We start from the raw sequence: 17646 nt of genomic DNA, 5'->3' as shown, positions 1-17646 counted from the left end.
TGACCGGCGCGATCGAGCTGCCGAAGGACAAGGAAATGGTGATGCCTGGCGACAACGTGTCGATCACCGTGAAGCTGATCGCCCCGATCGCCATGGAAGAAGGTCTGCGCTTCGCCATCCGTGAAGGTGGTCGTACCGTCGGCGCCGGCGTCGTGGCCAAGATCATCGAGTAATTGATGTTCCGAGACGCTCACTGTCTTGGTGGCGTCTCGAAGCCTGTTGATCAGGTCTTAGGGGTATAGCTCAATTGGCAGAGCGTCGGTCTCCAAAACCGAAGGTTGTAGGTTCGATTCCTACTGCCCCTGCCACCTCCTAGCGGGTGGCGACGGGTCCGGAAGTTCACAGCACGGATCCAGCCGACTCCGATTCGGCGAAAACGAACAGCTTCAAGCCCGCCGCGCTCCGGCGGGCTTCGGCGTCTTGCGAACAGGCGTATACACAGGCCGCAAGGCCAGGAATTTGCCGAGATGGCCACAACTCAAATCGAAACGGTCCAGACGGGCGCTGACAAGGCGAAGCTGGCTGCAGCCGTGCTGCTGCTGCTGGGCTCGCTTGTGGCGTTCTACATGCTGGCCCGGCAGGGGGCATGGGTTCAATGGGGCGTGCTGCTGGTGGGCATGGCTGCGGCCGTGGCTGTCTTTGCGGTGTCCGAGAGCGGAAAACGTCTCTACGGCTTCGGCCGCGACGCTTGGCGCGAAGTGCGCAAGGTCGTTTGGCCGACGCGCAAGGAGGCCATCCAGATGACGGCCTACGTGTTCGCCTTCGCGGTGATCATGGCGCTGTTCCTCTGGGTGACCGACAAGACCCTGGAGTGGGTCTTCTACGACCTGCTGCTGGGCTGGAAAAAGTAATGAACGACACCGTCGACAACGACACCGCTGCCCCGGCACAGCCGGCCAATCCGGACCTGCGTTGGTACGTGGTCCATGCCTACTCCGGCATGGAGAAGGCCGTCGAGCGCAACATCACCGAGCGCATCAACCGCGCAGGCATGCAAGGCAAGTTCGGCCGCATCCTGGTGCCCAGCGAGGAAGTGGTGGACGTCAAGAACGGCCAGAAGCGCACCATGGAGCGCCGCCTCTTCCCGGGCTATGTGCTGGTCGAGATGGTGATGGACGACGACACCTGGCACTTGGTGAAGCACACCAGCAAGGTGACGGGTTTCGTGGGCGGCGCCAAGAACCGGCCTGCGCCGATCTCGCAGCGCGAGGTGGACGAGATCGTCAACCAGATGCAGCAAGGCACCGAGAAGCCCCGCCACAAGGTGGAGTTCATCGTGGGCGAGCTGGTGCGCGTCAAGGAAGGCCCGTTCACCGACTTCAACGGCACCGTCGAAGAAGTGAACTACGAGAAGAACAAGCTGCGCGTGTCCGTGATGATCTTCGGCCGCGCAACGCCGGTGGAGCTGGGCTTCGCCGAGGTCGAGAAGACCTGAGACAGAGACAAGAACGCGACTGGCGGCGCCGGTCGCGGCTTCGGGTGGTCCGCGCCTTTCGACTCGGCGGACCGCTTTTTTCCTGAGTCGCAACCCCGGGGAGCTGCGGACATATCCGCGGCGTCATCACCCGCAAGGAGTCAAGCATGGCGAAGAAAATCGTCGGCTTCATCAAGCTGCAAGTGCCGGCAGGCAAGGCAAACCCCTCGCCGCCGATCGGTCCCGCGCTGGGTCAGCGTGGCCTGAACATCATGGAGTTCTGCAAGGCGTTCAACGCCCAGACCCAGGGCGTCGAGCCCGGTCTGCCGCTGCCGGTGGTGATCACCGCTTTCGCGGACAAGAGCTTCACCTTCATCATCAAGACGCCCCCGGCGACCACGCTGATCAAGAAGGCGATCAAGCTCGACAAGGGCTCGGCCAAGCCGCACACCGACAAGGTCGGCAAGATCACCCGCGCTCAGCTCGAGGAGATCGCCAAGGCCAAGATGAAGGATCTGACTGCCGCCGACCTGGACGCCGCCGTGCGCACCATCGCCGGCTCGGCCCGCTCGATGGGCGTCAACGTGGAGGGCGTGTGAGATGGCCAAGCTGACCAAGAAAGCCAAGGCCCTGCAGGGCAAGGTCGAGACCACCAAGCTGTACCCGCTGGCCGACGCGCTGGCGCTGGTGAAGGAACATGCCACTGCCAAGTTCGATGAGTCCATCGACGTGGCCGTGCAGCTCGGCATCGATGCCAAGAAGTCGGACCAGGTGGTGCGCGGCGCCGTCGTGATGCCCAACGGCACCGGCAAGACCAAGCGCGTGGCCGTGTTCGCCCAGGGCGCCAAGGCCGAGGAAGCCAAGGCTGCCGGCGCCGACATCGTCGGCATGGACGACCTGGCTGCGCAGGTCAAGGCGGGCGACATGCCCTTCGACGTGGTGATCGCCGCTCCCGATGCGATGCGCGTCGTCGGTACCCTGGGTCAGATCCTGGGCCCGCGCGGCCTGATGCCGAACCCCAAGGTCGGCACCGTGACGCCGGACGTCGCCACGGCCGTGAAGAACGCCAAGGCCGGCCAGGTGCAGTTCCGTGTCGACAAGGCCGGCATCATCCACGGCACCATCGGTCGCCGCTCCTTCGACAGCGACAAGCTCCAGGGCAACCTGGTGGCGCTGATCGATGCGCTGAACAAGGCCAAGCCGGCCACCAGCAAGGGCGTGTACCTGCGCAAGGTCGCCGTGTCGTCCACCATGGGTGTGGGCGTGCGCGTGGACACGCAGTCCATCGCCCAGGCCTGAGCCTGAACGTGATTTGCCGTGCTGTCCTCGGACGGCACGGCGGATGTGGTGGGCCGGGGCCTTCTTCCTCAGGGAAGGGGCTCCGGGCCATCCAAGACCGCTGGCGGCGTCGGGGTGCGAACCTCGCCGCCTTAATCGACCCCGGGTCGGCCAGCGCAGATGGCGATCCCACTGCAAGGAATTCCGGTTCCGAAACAGTTGGTCGCTGCATGAAGGCGTCGCCCGGGCAACCGGGCGACATTGAAAAGGAGTAGACCTTGAGTCTGAATCGCAGTGAGAAAGAAGCGGTCATTGCTGAAGTGACCGGCCTCGCCGCTAAAGCTCAAACGCTCGTCCTGGCGGAATACCGTGGCATCACGGTGGCCGACATGACCCGTCTGCGCAACGCAGCCCGCGAAAAGGGTGTGAGCCTGAGTGTTCTGAAGAACACCCTGGCCCGCCGTGCCGTGGCTGGCAGCGCATTCGAGGTCGTCGGCGACCAGATGACCGGTCCGCTGATCTATGGCTTCTCCGAAGACGCCGTCGCTGCCGCCAAGGTGGTGGCCGACTTCGCGAAGACCAACGACAAGTTGGTGATTCGCGGTGGCGCTTTCGCAGGCAAGGCCCTGGACGTGGAAGGCGTGAAGCAACTGGCCAACATTCCTACCAAGGAAGTGCTGCTGGCCCAGCTGTGTGGCTTGCTGATGTCGCCGATCTCCCGCACCGCCGTGGTGCTGGGTGCCCTGGCGGCCAAGCGTGGCGAAGGCGCTGCAGAAGAACCTGCAGCCGAGGCCGCCGCGGCCTGATCCATTGATCGCGCGGCAATCAACCCAATCTGTTTTAGGAAATCAACATGGCATTCGATAAAGACGCATTCCTGACCGCTCTGGACAGCATGACGGTCCTCGAACTCAACGACCTGGTCAAGGCCATCGAAGAGAAGTTCGGCGTGAGCGCCGCTGCAATGGCCGCTCCCGCCGCCGGCGGTGCCGCTGCCGCTCCGGCCGCCGAAGAGAAGACCGAGTTCAACGTCGTGCTGACCGAAGCCGGCGCGAACAAGGTGTCGGTCATCAAGGCGGTGCGCGAAATCACCGGCCTGGGCCTGAAGGAAGCCAAGGACCTGGTGGAAGCCGCTCCCAAGGCCGTGAAGGAAGGCCTGGCCAAGGCCGACGCCGAAGCCGCCAAGAAGAAGCTGGAAGAAGCTGGCGCCAAGGTGGAACTGAAGTAATTCGGTTTCCTCTGGAGGCTGGAAGTGCCCTCGCGGGCCTTCCAGCCTTTGCCGCTTTCAGAGCGCACCCGAAAGCCCCCACCATGCGACGGTTTTCGAGTGCCTTCTGATCCCGACTGCAGAAGGACTCTTGGTTCGGGCGATGTGCAATGCATCGCCGTCCGCCATCGGCTGGTAGTGGCCAGCCGCCAAGCAGGAACGCGCACGCGTTACTGACCCTAGTCGCTGATGATCTCAAGCCCCGGAGCTCTCATGGCCCAAGCATCGACCTACAGTTATACCGAACGCAAGCGAATCCGCAAAAGCTTCGGCAACCGCGACAGCGTCGTCCAGATTCCCTACCTTCTGCAGATGCAGAAGGACGCGTACACCGCTTTCCTGCAAGCCCAGACGGCTCCCCAGAAACGCAGCGACGAAGGCCTGCAAGCCGCGTTCAACGCCGCCTTCCCGATCGTCTCCCACAACGGCTTCGTGGAGATGAAGTTCCTGGAGTACAACCTGGCCAAGCCCGCCTTCGACGTGCGCGAGTGCCAGACCCGCGGGCTGACCTTCGCCTCGGCCGTTCGCGCCAAGGTGCAGCTGATCATCTACGACCGCGAGTCCTCGACCTCGCAGTCCAAGGTGGTCAAGGAAGTGAAGGAGCAAGAGGTCTACATGGGCGAAGTGCCCCTGATGACCGACAAGGGTTCGTTCATCATCAACGGCACGGAGCGGGTGATCGTGTCGCAGCTGCACCGCTCCCCCGGTGTGTTCTTCGAGCATGACAAGGGCAAGACGCACAGCTCGGGCAAGCTGCTGTTCTCGGCCCGCGTGATCCCCTACCGCGGCTCCTGGCTGGACTTCGAGTTCGACCCGAAGGACATCCTGTACTTCCGCGTCGACCGCCGCCGCAAGATGCCGGTCACGATCCTGCTGAAGGCCATCGGCCTGAACCCGGAATCGATCCTGGCGAACTTCTTCGTCAACGACAACTTCCGCCTGATGGACAGCGGCGGCCAGATGGAGTTCGTCTCCGAGCGGCTGCGCGGCGAAGTCGCCCGCTTCGACATCACCGACAAGGCCGGCAAGGTGATCGTGGCCAAGGACAAGCGCGTCACGGCCCGCCACACCCGCGAGCTGGAGCAGTCGGGCACCACGCACATCAGCGTGCCGGAAGACTTCCTGGTCGGCCGCGTGCTGGCCCGCAACATCATCGACCCCGACACGGGCGAGGTGCTGGCCAAGGCCAACGACGAGCTGACCGAGACCGTGCTCAAGAAGCTGCGCACCGCCGGTGTGCAGGAGATCCAGTGCATCTACACGAATGAGCTGGACCAGGGCGCCTACATCAGCCAGACCCTGCGCATCGACGAGACGGCCGACGAGTTCGCCGCCCGCGTCGCGATCTACCGCATGATGCGCCCCGGCGAGCCGCCGACCGAGGACGCCGTGCAGGCCCTGTTCCAGCGCCTGTTCTACAACCCGGACACCTACGACCTGTCGCGCGTGGGCCGGATGAAGTTCAACGCCAAGATCGGCCGCGAAGAGTCCACGGGCCCGATGGTCCTGACCAACGAGGACATCCTCGCCGTGGTCAAGATCCTGGTCGACCTGCGCAACGGCCGCGGCGAAGTCGACGACATCGACCACCTGGGCAACCGTCGCGTGCGTTGCGTCGGCGAACTGGCCGAGAACCAGTACCGCACCGGCCTCGCGCGCATCGAGAAGGCCGTCAAGGAGCGTCTGGGCCAGGCCGAGCAAGAGCCGCTCATGCCGCATGACCTGATCAACAGCAAGCCGATCTCGGCCGCCCTGAAGGAATTCTTCGGCGCCTCGCAGCTGTCGCAGTTCATGGACCAGACCAACCCGCTGTCCGAGATCACGCACAAGCGTCGCGTCTCGGCCCTGGGCCCAGGCGGCCTGACGCGCGAACGCGCCGGCTTCGAAGTGCGCGACGTGCACGTCACGCACTACGGCCGCGTGTGCCCGATCGAGACGCCGGAAGGCCCGAACATCGGTCTGATCAACTCGCTGGCCCTGTATGCCCGCCTGAACGAGTACGGCTTCATCGAGACGCCGTACCGCCGCGTGGTGGACGGCAAGGTCACGATGGACATCGACTACCTGTCGGCCATCGAAGAGGGCAAGTACGTCATCGCCCAGGCCAACGCCGCGCTGGACGACGAAGGCCGCCTGACCGGCGACCTGGTGTCGGCCCGCGAGAAGGGCGAATCGATCCTGGTCGGTGCCGACCGCATCCAATACATGGACGTGTCGCCCGCGCAGATCGTGTCGGTGGCTGCATCGCTCGTGCCCTTCCTGGAGCACGATGACGCGAACCGCGCACTGATGGGCGCCAACATGCAGCGTCAGGCCGTGCCCGTGCTGCGTCCCGAGAAGCCCTTCGTGGGCACCGGCATCGAGCGCGTCTCGGCCGTGGACTCGGGCACCGTGGTCACGGCCACGCGCGGCGGCATCGTCGACTACGTGGACGCCACCCGCATCGTGGTGCGCGTGAACGACGACGAAGCGCAGGCCGGCGAGGTGGGTGTGGACATCTACAACCTCATCAAGTACCAGCGTTCCAACCAGAACACCAACATCCACCAGCGTCCGATCGTCAAGCGCGGCGACAAGCTGGCCAAGGGCGACGTGGTGGCCGACGGTGCCTCCACCGACCTGGGTGAGCTGGCCCTGGGCCAGAACATGCTGATCGGCTTCATGCCGTGGAACGGCTACAACTTCGAAGATTCGATCCTGATCTCCGAACGCGTGGTGGCCGACGACCGCTACACCTCGATCCACATCGAGGAACTGGTGGTCATGGCCCGCGACACCAAGCTGGGCGCCGAGGAAATCACCCGCGACATCCCGAACCTGGCCGAGCAGCAGCTCAACCGCCTGGACGAGTCCGGCATCATCTACGTGGGTGCCGAAGTCACCCCCGGCGACGTGCTGGTGGGCAAGGTCACGCCCAAGGGCGAGACCACGCTGACGCCGGAAGAGAAGCTCCTGCGTGCCATCTTCGGCGAGAAGGCCTCCGACGTGAAGGACACCTCGCTGCGCGTGGACCAGGGCTCCTCGGGCACTGTCATCGACGTGCAGGTCTTCACCCGTGAAGGCATTCAGCGCGACAAGCGCGCCCAGCAGATCATCGACGACGAGCTCAAGCGCTTCCGCCTGGACCTGAACGACCAGCTGCGCATCGTCGAGGCCGACGCCTTCGACCGTATCGAGAAGCTGCTGACCGGCCGCACGGCCAATGGCGGCCCGAACAAGCTGGCCAAGGGCAGCAAGCTGGACAAGGCCTATCTGTCGTCGGTCGAGAAGTTCCACTGGTTCGACATCCGTCCCGCCGAGGACGAGGTCGCCATGCAGCTGGAGTCGATCAAGAACTCGCTGGAGCAGACCCGCCACAGCTTCGACCTGGCCTTCGAAGAGAAGCGCAAGAAGCTCACGCAAGGCGACGAGCTGCCCGCGGGCGTGCTCAAGATGGTCAAGGTGTACCTGGCCGTCAAGCGCCGCCTGCAGCCCGGCGACAAGATGGCGGGCCGCCACGGCAACAAGGGCGTGGTGTCCAAGATCGTCCCGGTCGAGGACATGCCCCACATGGCCGACGGCACGCCGTGCGACATCTGCCTGAACCCGCTGGGCGTGCCCTCGCGGATGAACGTCGGCCAGGTGCTGGAAGTGCACCTGGGCTGGGCCGGCAAGGGCATCGGCCAGCGCATCGGCGACCTGCTGCAGACGCAGGCCAAGGTGGCCGAGCTGCGCCAGTTCCTGGAGCAGTTCTACAACAGCACCGGCCGCAAGGAGAACCTGGACGCCCTGAACGACACCGAGATCGTGGAGATGGCGCACAACCTGCAAAACGGTGTGTCCTTCGCCACCCCGGTGTTCGACGGCGCGGCCGAAGAGGACATCCGCGCGATGCTGAAGCTGGCCTTCCCGGACGACATCGCCAAGCTCAAGGGCCTGACCGACAGCCGCACGCAGGCCTACCTCTACGACGGCCGCACCGGCGATCGCTTCGAGCGCCCCGTGACCGTCGGCTACATGCACTTCCTGAAGCTGCACCACTTGGTGGACGACAAGATGCACGCCCGCTCCACCGGTCCGTACTCGCTCGTCACGCAGCAGCCGCTGGGCGGCAAGGCCCAGTTCGGTGGCCAGCGCTTCGGTGAGATGGAAGTGTGGGCGCTGGAAGCCTACGGCGCCTCCTACGTGCTGCAGGAAATGCTCACCGTCAAGTCCGACGACGTCCAGGGCCGTACCAAGGTCTACGAGAACATCGTCAAGGGCGAGCACGCCATCGAGGCCGGCATGCCGGAATCGTTCAACGTGCTGGTCAAGGAAATCCGCTCGCTGGGTCTCGACATCGAGCTCGAGCGCTCGTAATTGAAAGGGAAAGAGTCACATGAAATCGCTACTCGACCTGTTCAAGCAGTTCACGCCGGATGAGCATTTCGATGCCATCAAGATCGGCATGGCTTCGCCCGAGAAGATCCGTTCGTGGTCTTTCGGCGAGGTGAAGAAGCCCGAGACCATCAACTACCGCACCTTCAAGCCCGAGCGCGACGGCCTGTTCTGCGCCAAGATCTTCGGGCCCATCAAGGACTACGAGTGCCTGTGCGGCAAGTACAAGCGCCTGAAGCACCGCGGCGTCATCTGCGAGAAGTGCGGCGTCGAAGTCACGCAGACCAAGGTGCGCCGCGAGCGCATGGGCCACATTGACCTGGCAGCGCCCTGCGCGCACATCTGGTTCCTGAAGTCGCTGCCGTCGCGTCTGGGCCTGGTGCTGGACATGACGCTGCGCGACATCGAGCGCGTGCTGTACTTCGAAGCCTATGTGATCGTCGACCCCGGCATGACCCCGCTGAAGAAGTTCGGCATCATGACCGAGGACGACTACGAGGCGAAGCGCACCGAATACGGTGACGAGTTCATCGCCAAGATGGGCGCCGAAGGCATCAAGGACCTGCTGCAGTCCATCGAGCTCGACACCGAGATCGAGCGCCTGCGCGGCGACCTGACCGGCTCCGAAGTCAAGGTCAAGAAGAACTCCAAGCGCCTGAAGGTGCTGGAAGCCTTCCGCAAGTCGGGCATCAAGCCCGAGTGGATGGTGCTGGACGTGCTGCCCGTGCTGCCGCCGGACCTGCGTCCGCTGGTGCCGCTGGACGGCGGCCGCTTCGCCACCTCGGACCTGAACGACCTGTACCGCCGCGTCATCAACCGCAATTCGCGTCTGCGCCGCCTGCTGGAGCTGAAGGCCCCGGAAATCATCGCGCGCAACGAGAAGCGGATGCTGCAGGAGGCCGTGGACAGCCTGCTGGACAACGGCCGCCGCGGCAAGGCCATGACGGGCGCCAACAAGCGCGCCCTGAAGTCGCTGGCCGACATGATCAAGGGCAAGAGCGGCCGCTTCCGCCAGAACCTGCTGGGCAAGCGCGTCGACTACTCGGGCCGTTCGGTCATCGTGGTGGGCCCGACGCTCAAGCTGCACCAGTGCGGCCTGCCCAAGCTGATGGCGCTCGAACTCTTCAAGCCCTTCATCTTCTCGCGCCTCGAAGCCATGGGCATCGCGACGACGATCAAGGCGGCCAAGAAGGAAGTGGAAGCCGGCACGCCGGTGGTGTGGGACATCCTGGAAGAGGTGATCAAGGAGCACCCCGTCCTGCTGAACCGCGCCCCCACGCTGCACCGCCTGGGCATCCAGGCCTTCGAGCCGATCCTGATCGAAGGCAAGGCCATCCAGCTGCACCCGCTGGTCTGCGCCGCCTTCAACGCCGACTTCGACGGCGACCAGATGGCCGTCCACGTGCCGCTGTCGGTCGAGGCGCAGGTGGAAGCCCGCACGCTGATGCTGGCCTCCAACAACGTGCTGTTTCCGGCCTCGGGCGAGCCGTCGATCGTGCCGTCGCAGGACGTGGTGCTGGGTCTGTACTACACGACCCGCGACCGCATCAACGGCAAGGGCGAGGGCCTGATCTTCTCCGACATCGGTGAAGTTCAGCGCGCACTCGACGCCGGCCAGGTCGAGCTCACCGCCAAGGTGGCGGTGCGCATCACCGAGTGGAACAAGAACAAGGACACCGGCGAGTTCGAGCCCTCGACCTCCCTGGTGGACACGACCGTCGGCCGCGCGCTGCTGTCGGAGATCCTGCCCAAGGGCCTGCCCTTCAGCAACATCAACAAGGCGCTGAAGAAGAAGGAGATCTCCAAGCTGATCAACGCCTCCTTCCGCCGCTGCGGCCTGAAGGAGACGGTGGTCTTCGCCGATAAGCTGCTGCAGAACGGCTTCCGCCTCGCGACCAAGGCCGGCATCTCGATCGCCATCGACGACATGCTGGTGCCGCCGGAGAAGGAAAAGATCATCGACGACGCCTCGCGCGAGGTGAAGGAGATCGAGCAGCAGTACGTCTCGGGTCTGGTCACGGCCGGCGAGCGCTACAACAAGGTGGTGGACATCTGGGGCCGCGCGGGTGACGCCGTCTCCAAGGTGATGATGGCCCAGCTGTCCAAGCAGAAGGTCACCGACCGCCACGGCAAGGAAGTGGACCAGGAGTCCTTCAACTCCATCTACATGATGGCCGATTCGGGCGCGCGGGGTTCCGCCGCCCAGATCCGCCAGGTGGCCGGCATGCGGGGCCTGATGGCCAAGCCGGACGGCTCGATCATCGAGACGCCCATCACGGCCAACTTCCGCGAAGGCCTGAACGTGCTGGAGTACTTCATCTCCACGCACGGTGCCCGTAAGGGTCTGGCCGACACGGCCCTGAAGACGGCGAACTCGGGTTACCTGACCCGCCGTCTGGTGGACGTGACGCAGGATCTGGTCGTGACCGATCCGGATTGCGGCACCAGCGACGGCACCGCGATGCGCGCCATCGTCGAGGGCGGCGAGGTGATCGAGTCGCTGCGCGACCGAATCCTCGGCCGCACGGCCGCGGACGACGTGCTGCACCCGGAAAACCGCAGCGTGCTGGTCAAGGCCGGCGAGATGCTGGACGAAGACGCCATCGAGATCCTCGAAGCCGCCGGCGTGGACGAGGTGAAGGTGCGCACCGCGCTGACCTGCGCCACCCGCTACGGCCTGTGCGCCAAGTGCTATGGCCGCGACCTCGGCCGCGGCGGCCTGGTGAACATCGGCGAAGCGGTCGGCGTGATCGCCGCCCAGTCGATCGGCGAGCCCGGCACGCAGCTGACGATGCGGACCTTCCACATCGGCGGTGCCGCTTCGCGCGCCGCCATCGCCTCGAGCGTGGAAGCCAAGTCCAACGGCATCATCGGCTTCAACGCCACGATGCGCTACGTGACCAACTCCAAGGGTGAGCTGGTGGTGATTGCCCGTTCGGGCGAGATCATCATCCAGGACGAGCACGGCCGCGAGCGCGAGCGCCACAAGGTGCCGTACGGTGCGACGCTGACCGTCAAGGCCGACCAGCAGATCAAGGCTGGCACGATCCTGGCCAACTGGGACCCGCTGACCCGACCCATCATCACGGAATTCGCCGGCCAGACGAAGTTCGAGAACGTGGAAGAGGGCGTCACCGTGGCCAAGCAGGTCGACGAAGTGACCGGCCTGTCCACGCTGGTGGTGATCGATCCGAAGCGCCGCGGCGCCGCCAAGGTGGTGCGTCCGCTGGTCAAGCTGCTCGACGCGCAGGGCCAGGAAGTCAAGATCCCGGGCACCGACCACTCGGTGGCCATCGGCTTCCAGGTGGGCGCGCTGATCCAGGTGCGCGACGGCCAGGACGTGGGTCCCGGCGAAGTGCTGGCCCGCATCCCGGTCGAAGGCCAGAAGACCCGTGACATCACGGGCGGTCTGCCCCGCGTGGCCGAGCTCTTCGAAGCCCGCTCGCCCAAGGACAAGGGCCTGCTGGCCGAGATGACCGGCACCATTTCCTTCGGCAAGGAGACCAAGGGCAAGATCCGCCTGCAGATCACCGACCCCGAAGGCAAGGTCTGGGAAGAACTCGTGCCCAAGGAGAAGAACATCCTGGTGCACGAAGGCCAGGTGGTGAACAAGGGCGAAGTCGTGGTCGATGGCCCGGCCGATCCGCAGGACATCCTGCGCCTGCTGGGTTCCGAAGAGCTGGCCCGCTACATCGTGGACGAAGTCCAGGACGTGTACAGACTGCAGGGTGTGAAGATCAACGACAAGCACATCGAGGTGATCGTTCGCCAGATGCTGCGCCGCGTCGTGGTCGAGAACCCGGGCGAGTCGGGCTACATCCAGGGCGAGCAGGTCGAGCGTTCGGAGATCCTCAACACCAACGAGCGTCTGCAGCGCGAGGACAAGATCCCGGCGACCTACAGCAACCTGCTGCTGGGCATCACCAAGGCATCGCTGTCCACCGACTCGTTCATCTCCGCGGCCTCCTTCCAGGAAACGACGCGCGTGCTGACCGAAGCGGCCATCATGGGCAAGCGCGACGAGCTGCGCGGCCTGAAGGAAAACGTCATCGTCGGCCGCCTGATTCCCGCGGGTACCGGCCTGGCGTACCACCAGGCCCGCAAGGCCAAGGAAGCCATGGACGAGGCCGAGCGCCGCGCCATCGCCGATGCGGAAGCCGCCGAACTGGCCGCCTCCACCTCGGACGAATCGGCCGACGCCACGGTCGACGCGGGCGAAGCCCCGGCTGGCGAGTAAGCCGTGACGCGCATGGCCCCGTGGGGCCACGCGCTTCCTGCCCAAAGACGACCGCATCGCTTCCATGATCGCGTCCCGACGCCCTCCCGCCCTCATCGGCGCGAGGGCGTTTCTTCATTCATCGCCTGGAGAGGCCTCGCCATGAACGGCTGGGCCAGTTCGCTGACCAGCTGGGGCGTGATCGCCATCGGCGTGTTCTGGTACGTCGGCGCCCACAATCGCCTCGTGCGCCTGCGGGGCGCGGCGGTGCAGGCCTATGCGCAGCTCGATGCCGCGCTGATGGCTCAGGTGCAGCATGTGCAGTCACTCCTCGCCCAGGCGCCGATTGCTGCCGACGAAGCCCAGCGGGGCCTGGACGCCACGCTGCGGGGTGCGTGCGGACAGCTGGCGACTTCGCTGGGCGCCGCCCGGCTCAGGCCGCTGCATGCGCCCACCATGGCTGCGTTGGCGACCGCTGTGCGGGCCTGGGCGGCAGCCTGGCACCAGCATGCACAGGCCGCGGGCCAGGTCCTGCCCACCCTGCTGGCCGACGATTTGCTTGCCGGCACGGCGTGGCCGTTGCCGCCGACCCATGTCGAAGTGGCGCAGGCCCAGTTCAATGCCGCGGTGGCTCAGTACAACGCGGCAGTTCGCCAGTTTCCGGCCATCCTGGTGGCCTGGCTGGCCCGCTTCAAGGTGGCAGCACCCCTGGCTTGAGTGCCGGCCGCCCGTGGCGGCAACCTTCCTGCCGGCGCGCGGCGAGGGCGGCGCGCGGGCACCCATTACCATCGCCGTCTTCCTGTCCCACACCGATGTCCGTCGGAGATTCCTTTTCCCCTTCCGCCCCCCTCGGGCCCCCGCTCTGGCGCCAGCTGCAACTGGTGGCGGGCGTGCTCGCGGCCGTCCGTGGCGGCGCGTCCGGCACCGCCGCGCTTGACGAGGTCGAGCCTGCCCTTCGCCCGGGCGTGCAGGCGATCGCCTTCCAGACCATGCGCTGGCTGGGCCGCGGCGAGGCACTTCGGCGCCACCTGGCCAAGCGCACCCCGCCGCCGGCCGCGGACGCCCTGCTGTGCACGGCGCTGGCACTGGCATGGGACCCCGAGCGCGCGCCTTACGAGCCCTTCACGCTGGTCGATCAGACCGTCGAAGCGGCCAAGCGCCAGCCCCACACCCGCGCGCAGGCCAGCTTCATCAATGCCTGCCTGCGCCGCTTCCTGCGCGAGCGCGACGAACTGGTGGCCGCCACCGAGCGCGAACCGGTGGCCCAGTGGAACCATCCCCGGTGGTGGATCGAGCGCCTGCGACGCGACCACCCCCAGGCCTGGCAGCGCGTGTTGACGGCCGACAACGGCCCGGCGCCACTGACTCTGCGCATCAATGCACGAAAGACGTCGGTCGCCCGCTATCTGCCGGCGCTGGCGGCGATGCAGCTGCCGGCCCGCAAGGTGGCCGAGCAGGGCCTGGAACTGCGTGAAGCGCGTCCCGTCCAGCAGCTGCCCGGCTTCGAGGCCGGTGAGTTCTCGGTCCAGGATGCGGCGGCCCAGCTCGCGGCACCGCTGCTGCTCGAAGGTCTCAAGCCCGCGGGCGCCGCCCTGCGCCTGCTGGACGCCTGCGCCGCGCCCGGGGGCAAGACCGCCCACCTGCTCGAACGGGACGCCGCTGCACCGGTGCAGGTGACCGCACTGGAAATCGATGCCCAGCGCGCCAAGCGGATCGGCGAGAACCTCGCGCGCCTGGGGCTGCAGGCCGAAATCCGGGTGGCCGATGCCGCCCGTCCCGAAAGCTGGTGGGACGGCCAGCCCTACGACGGCATCCTGCTCGATGCGCCCTGCACGGCCTCGGGCATCGTGCGCCGCCATCCCGATGTGCGCTGGCTGCGTCGCGAGAGCGATGTGGAGCAGCTCGCGGTGCAGCAGGCGATGTTGCTGGCGGCGCTGTGGCCGCTGGTCCGCGTCGGCGGGCGGCTGCTTTACTGCACCTGTTCGGTGTTCCGGGAGGAGGGCTCCCGCCAGATCGACGCGTTTCTTGCGCACAACACCAACGCGCGCCTGCTGCCATCGCCCGGCCATTTGCTGCCCCAAGGTGGTGCTGGCCCCCGCGGCCTCCCGGACAATGCGTTGGGTGAGCACGACGGATTCTTCTACGCGCTGCTTGAAAAGCACGCTCCCTGAGCTGGCACGGCGGCGGCTCCTGGCGGGCGCGCTGGGCGCGGGCCTGCTGGCCGCCCTGCCAGCCCTTGCCCAACAGACGCGTGCCGAGCTCACCCAGCTGCGCCTTGAAGCCACGGACGATGGCATCTATCTGAGCGCCGCCGTGCGCTTCGAGCTGCCGGCGGCCGTGTCCGACGTGCTGGACAAGGGCATCGCCCTGCATTTCGTGGCCGAGGCCGAGCTCTTCCGCGAACGCTGGTACTGGACCGATCAGCGTATCGGCCAGGCCGCCCGCTACATGCGGCTCGCGTACCAGCCGCTGATGCGCCGCTGGCGCCTCAATGTGTCACCCACGCCGATCACGCCGCTGGCCTCCAGCGTCACGCTGGGGCAGCATTTCGACACGCTGGACGAGGCCCTGGATGCCGTTCGTCGGATCGGCCGCCTGCGCCTGGCCGATGTGGGCGACATCGCCGAAGGCGGATCGCACCCGGTGGTGTTCCGCTTCCGGCTCGACACCTCGCAGTTGCCCCGGCCGTTCCAGATCGGGTTGGTGGGCCAGTCCGAGTGGAACGTGTCGGTGGAGCGCAGCACCCGGCTGCCGCTGGAGGCGGCGCGGTGACGCAGACGCAGCCCGGTGGGCTTGGCGCAGCCCCCCCCCGCCGGCGCTCTCGGGCGCGGCGCTGGGGGGTCGGGGTGGGCGCGGCGGCCATCACGGCGCTCGGCCTGGTGCTGATGTTCCTGTTGGCCCAGTCGACCAACAACCGCGACCTCTACGAGCAGAACTACGCCCGGCTCTTCGCCGTCAACGTCGTGGTCGCCTCGCTGCTCATGCTGGTGCTGGTGTGGGTGGCCTTCCGCCTGACGCGGCGGCTGCGGCAGGGCAAGTTCGGCAGCCGGTTGCTGATCAAGCTGGCGGCGATCTTCGCGCTGGTAGGCGTGGTGCCCGGGATCCTTGTCTACGCGGTGTCCTACCAGTTCGTCGCGCGCTCCATCGAAAGCTGGTTCGACGTGAAGGTCGAAGGCGCGCTCGATGCGGGCCTCAACCTTGGCCGTGCGACGCTGGACTCCCTGTCCGACGACCTGGCGGCCAAGGCCCGCACCGCCGGCAATCAGTTGGCCAACACGCCCGAGACGGCGCTGCCCGTGGCGCTGGATCGCTTGCGCGAGCAGCTGGGGGCCAACACCGTGCAGGTGTGGACGTCCAACGGCCAACTGGTGGCCAGTGCAGGCGCGCTGCGCTTCGAGCTCAGTCCCGAGCGGCCGAGCCCGCAGCAACTGCGCCAGGTTCGCGCCGACCGCGCGACGGCCCGGATCGAGGGATTGGACGAGACGGCCGAAGCGCCTGCCACCGCCTCTTCAAGGGCGGTGGTCAAGGCCATGGCGCTGGTGCCACGACCCGGCTTCGAACTGAACGAGCCACGCTTCCTGGAGATCGTGCAGCCGCTGCCGCCGGCCATCGTCGCCAATGCCCTGGCGGTGCAGGAGGCCAACCGCGAATACCAGGAACGCGCCCTGGCCCGGGACGGCCTGCGCCGCATGTACATCGGCACGCTCACACTGTGCCTGTTCCTCGCCGTCTTCGGCGCCGTGTTGCTGGCGGTGCTCTTCGGCAACCAGCTCGCCCGTCCGCTGCTGGTGCTGGCCGAGGGCGTGCGCCAGGTGGCGGCCGGCGACCTGCGGCCGACCCAGGTCTCGCGGGCGCGCGACGAGCTCGGCGGCCTCACGCGGTCCTTCGCCGAGATGACGCAGCAGCTGGCGGAGGCGCGCGCCGCGGTCGAGCAGAGCATGAAGCAGCTCGACGCGGCCCGCGCCAATCTGCAGACCATCCTCGACAACCTCACTTCGGGCGTCATCGTGCTGGACGCGGCGGGCACGGTGCTGTCGACCAATCCCGGTGCCACCCGCGTGCTGCGCGCGCCGCTGGCGGCCTACGAGGGGCGGCCGTTGGCGGAGGTGCCGGGCCTGGCGGAGTTCGGGCTGGCCGTGCAGCGCCAGTTCGACGAACTCGAGACCGATGCACGCCAGCATGGCCTGGACCACTGGCAGCATGCCTACGAACTGCATGCCGCGGGCACGGGCGTGCAGCGCAATGCCGTCAACATCGTGGCCCGCGGCGCGCAGCTGCCGGGCGCAGCCCGCCTGCTGGTGTTCGACGACATCTCCGAGATCGTCTCGGCGCAGCGCAGCCAGGCATGGGGCGAGGTGGCGCGGCGACTGGCGCACGAGATCAAGAACCCGCTCACGCCCATCCAGCTGTCGGCCGAACGGCTCGAACTCAAGCTCACCGGCAAGGTCGCGCCCACCGAAGAGGCCGTGCTGCACAAGTCCGTGAGGACCATCGTCGAACAGGTGGATGCGATGAAGCGGTTGGTGAACGAATTCCGCGACTACGCCCGCCTGCCTGCGGCCGAGCTCAAGCCCCTGGAGCTCAACGCCCTGGTTGCCGACGTGCTGAACCTGTACGCCGCCGAGCATGCCGGCGTGCCGGTGCAGACCGAGCTGGATCCCCGCTGCCCGCCCATCCGCGGCGACGCGCAGCAACTGCGTCAGGTGATCCACAACCTGCTGCAGAACGCGCAGGATGCCACCGAGGCTGCGCACGGCGCGTCGCCTGTGCTCATCCGCACGCGGCTCGCCGATTCGGGCCAGCGCGTGCGCCTGGTGGTGCAGGATGGCGGCCATGGCTTTGCGGAGAACATCCTCCAGCGCGCCTTCGAGCCCTACGTGACCACGAAGAGCAAAGGCACCGGCCTGGGGCTTGCTGTGGTCAAGAAGATCGCCGACGAGCATGGTGCGCGCGTCGACCTGTCCAATCGCATGGCCGATGGCGAAGTGGTCGGTGCACAAGTGTCGCTATCATTTACCGTTGCTGCCGCACCCGCGGGTGGCAACACGGCCCACTCCGCGGCCTCGTCGCCTGCCTGAGCGCCGCAGGCCGCAGCAAGCAAGAAAACCCTTCGCA

Annotated in this window: 13 protein-coding genes and 1 tRNA gene; all 14 read left to right on the top strand. The window is 66.6% G+C overall.

Annotated elements, in window-relative coordinates; translation table 11 throughout:
• Positions 1-173: elongation factor Tu (locus QZ772_RS00315; protein WP_234197590.1), on the top strand; the 173-nt coding region annotated here is incomplete at its 5' end.
• Positions 174-232: 59 nt separating this feature from the next.
• Positions 233-308: transfer RNA gene (locus QZ772_RS00310), tRNA-Trp, on the top strand.
• 159 nt (positions 309-467) lie between these two features.
• Positions 468-851 carry a preprotein translocase subunit SecE gene (gene secE, locus QZ772_RS00305; RefSeq protein WP_295521800.1) on the top strand — a complete coding sequence of 128 codons (384 nt, stop codon included), beginning with the start codon at positions 468-470 and terminating at the stop codon, positions 849-851.
• Positions 851-1435, top strand: coding sequence for a transcription termination/antitermination protein NusG (nusG, locus tag QZ772_RS00300; protein ID WP_295521797.1), 585 nt, complete (start codon positions 851-853; stop codon positions 1433-1435). Before secE ends, nusG begins: the two co-directional genes overlap by 1 nt.
• A 146-nt stretch (positions 1436-1581) precedes the next feature.
• Positions 1582-2013, top strand: coding sequence for a 50S ribosomal protein L11 (gene rplK, locus QZ772_RS00295; protein ID WP_017762042.1), 432 nt, complete (start codon positions 1582-1584; stop codon positions 2011-2013).
• 1 nt (position 2014) lies between these two features.
• The gene (gene rplA / locus QZ772_RS00290) at positions 2015-2713 is read left to right on the top strand and encodes a 50S ribosomal protein L1 (protein WP_017762043.1); all 699 of its coding nucleotides are present in this window, start codon (positions 2015-2017) and stop codon (positions 2711-2713) included.
• A gap of 257 nt (positions 2714-2970) precedes the next feature.
• Entirely contained in the window at positions 2971-3498 is a 528-nt protein-coding gene (gene rplJ / locus QZ772_RS00285; protein WP_295521794.1) for a 50S ribosomal protein L10, read from the top strand.
• Between the two features lie 47 nt (positions 3499-3545).
• Complete coding sequence (gene rplL / locus QZ772_RS00280) at positions 3546-3920, top strand: 50S ribosomal protein L7/L12 (protein WP_017762045.1); 375 nt, start codon at positions 3546-3548, stop codon at positions 3918-3920.
• Positions 3921-4172: 252 nt separating this feature from the next.
• Positions 4173-8297 (top strand): DNA-directed RNA polymerase subunit beta, encoded by a 4125-nt coding sequence (gene rpoB / locus QZ772_RS00275; RefSeq protein WP_295521792.1) that lies wholly within the window; start codon positions 4173-4175, stop codon positions 8295-8297.
• 19 nt (positions 8298-8316) lie between these two features.
• Positions 8317-12552: a DNA-directed RNA polymerase subunit beta' gene (gene rpoC, locus QZ772_RS00270; protein ID WP_295521789.1), complete on the top strand. Its 4236-nt coding sequence runs from the start codon at positions 8317-8319 to the stop codon at positions 12550-12552.
• A gap of 141 nt (positions 12553-12693) precedes the next feature.
• Positions 12694-13248 (top strand): lema family protein, encoded by a 555-nt coding sequence (locus QZ772_RS00265; RefSeq protein ID WP_295521786.1) that lies wholly within the window; start codon positions 12694-12696, stop codon positions 13246-13248.
• Positions 13249-13343: 95 nt separating this feature from the next.
• Positions 13344-14702 carry a 16S rRNA (cytosine(967)-C(5))-methyltransferase RsmB gene (gene rsmB, locus QZ772_RS00260; RefSeq protein ID WP_295521783.1) on the top strand — a complete coding sequence of 453 codons (1359 nt, stop codon included), beginning with the start codon at positions 13344-13346 and terminating at the stop codon, positions 14700-14702.
• Positions 14683-15303, top strand: coding sequence for a DUF4390 domain-containing protein (locus QZ772_RS00255; protein WP_295521780.1), 621 nt, complete (start codon positions 14683-14685; stop codon positions 15301-15303). The genes rsmB and QZ772_RS00255 overlap by 20 nt, the downstream gene beginning before the upstream one ends.
• Positions 15300-17609: an ATP-binding protein gene (locus QZ772_RS00250; RefSeq protein ID WP_295521777.1), complete on the top strand. Its 2310-nt coding sequence runs from the start codon at positions 15300-15302 to the stop codon at positions 17607-17609. Before QZ772_RS00255 ends, QZ772_RS00250 begins: the two co-directional genes overlap by 4 nt.
• Positions 17610-17646: the final 37 nt, after the last annotated feature.

Origin of the sequence: uncultured Pseudacidovorax sp., assembly GCF_913773995.1 — a bacterium.
Lineage (GTDB): Bacteria > Pseudomonadota > Gammaproteobacteria > Burkholderiales > Burkholderiaceae_C > Xenophilus.
The sequence above is the reverse complement of the archived record's forward strand: the minus strand, read 5'-3'. Positions and strand labels throughout refer to the sequence as shown.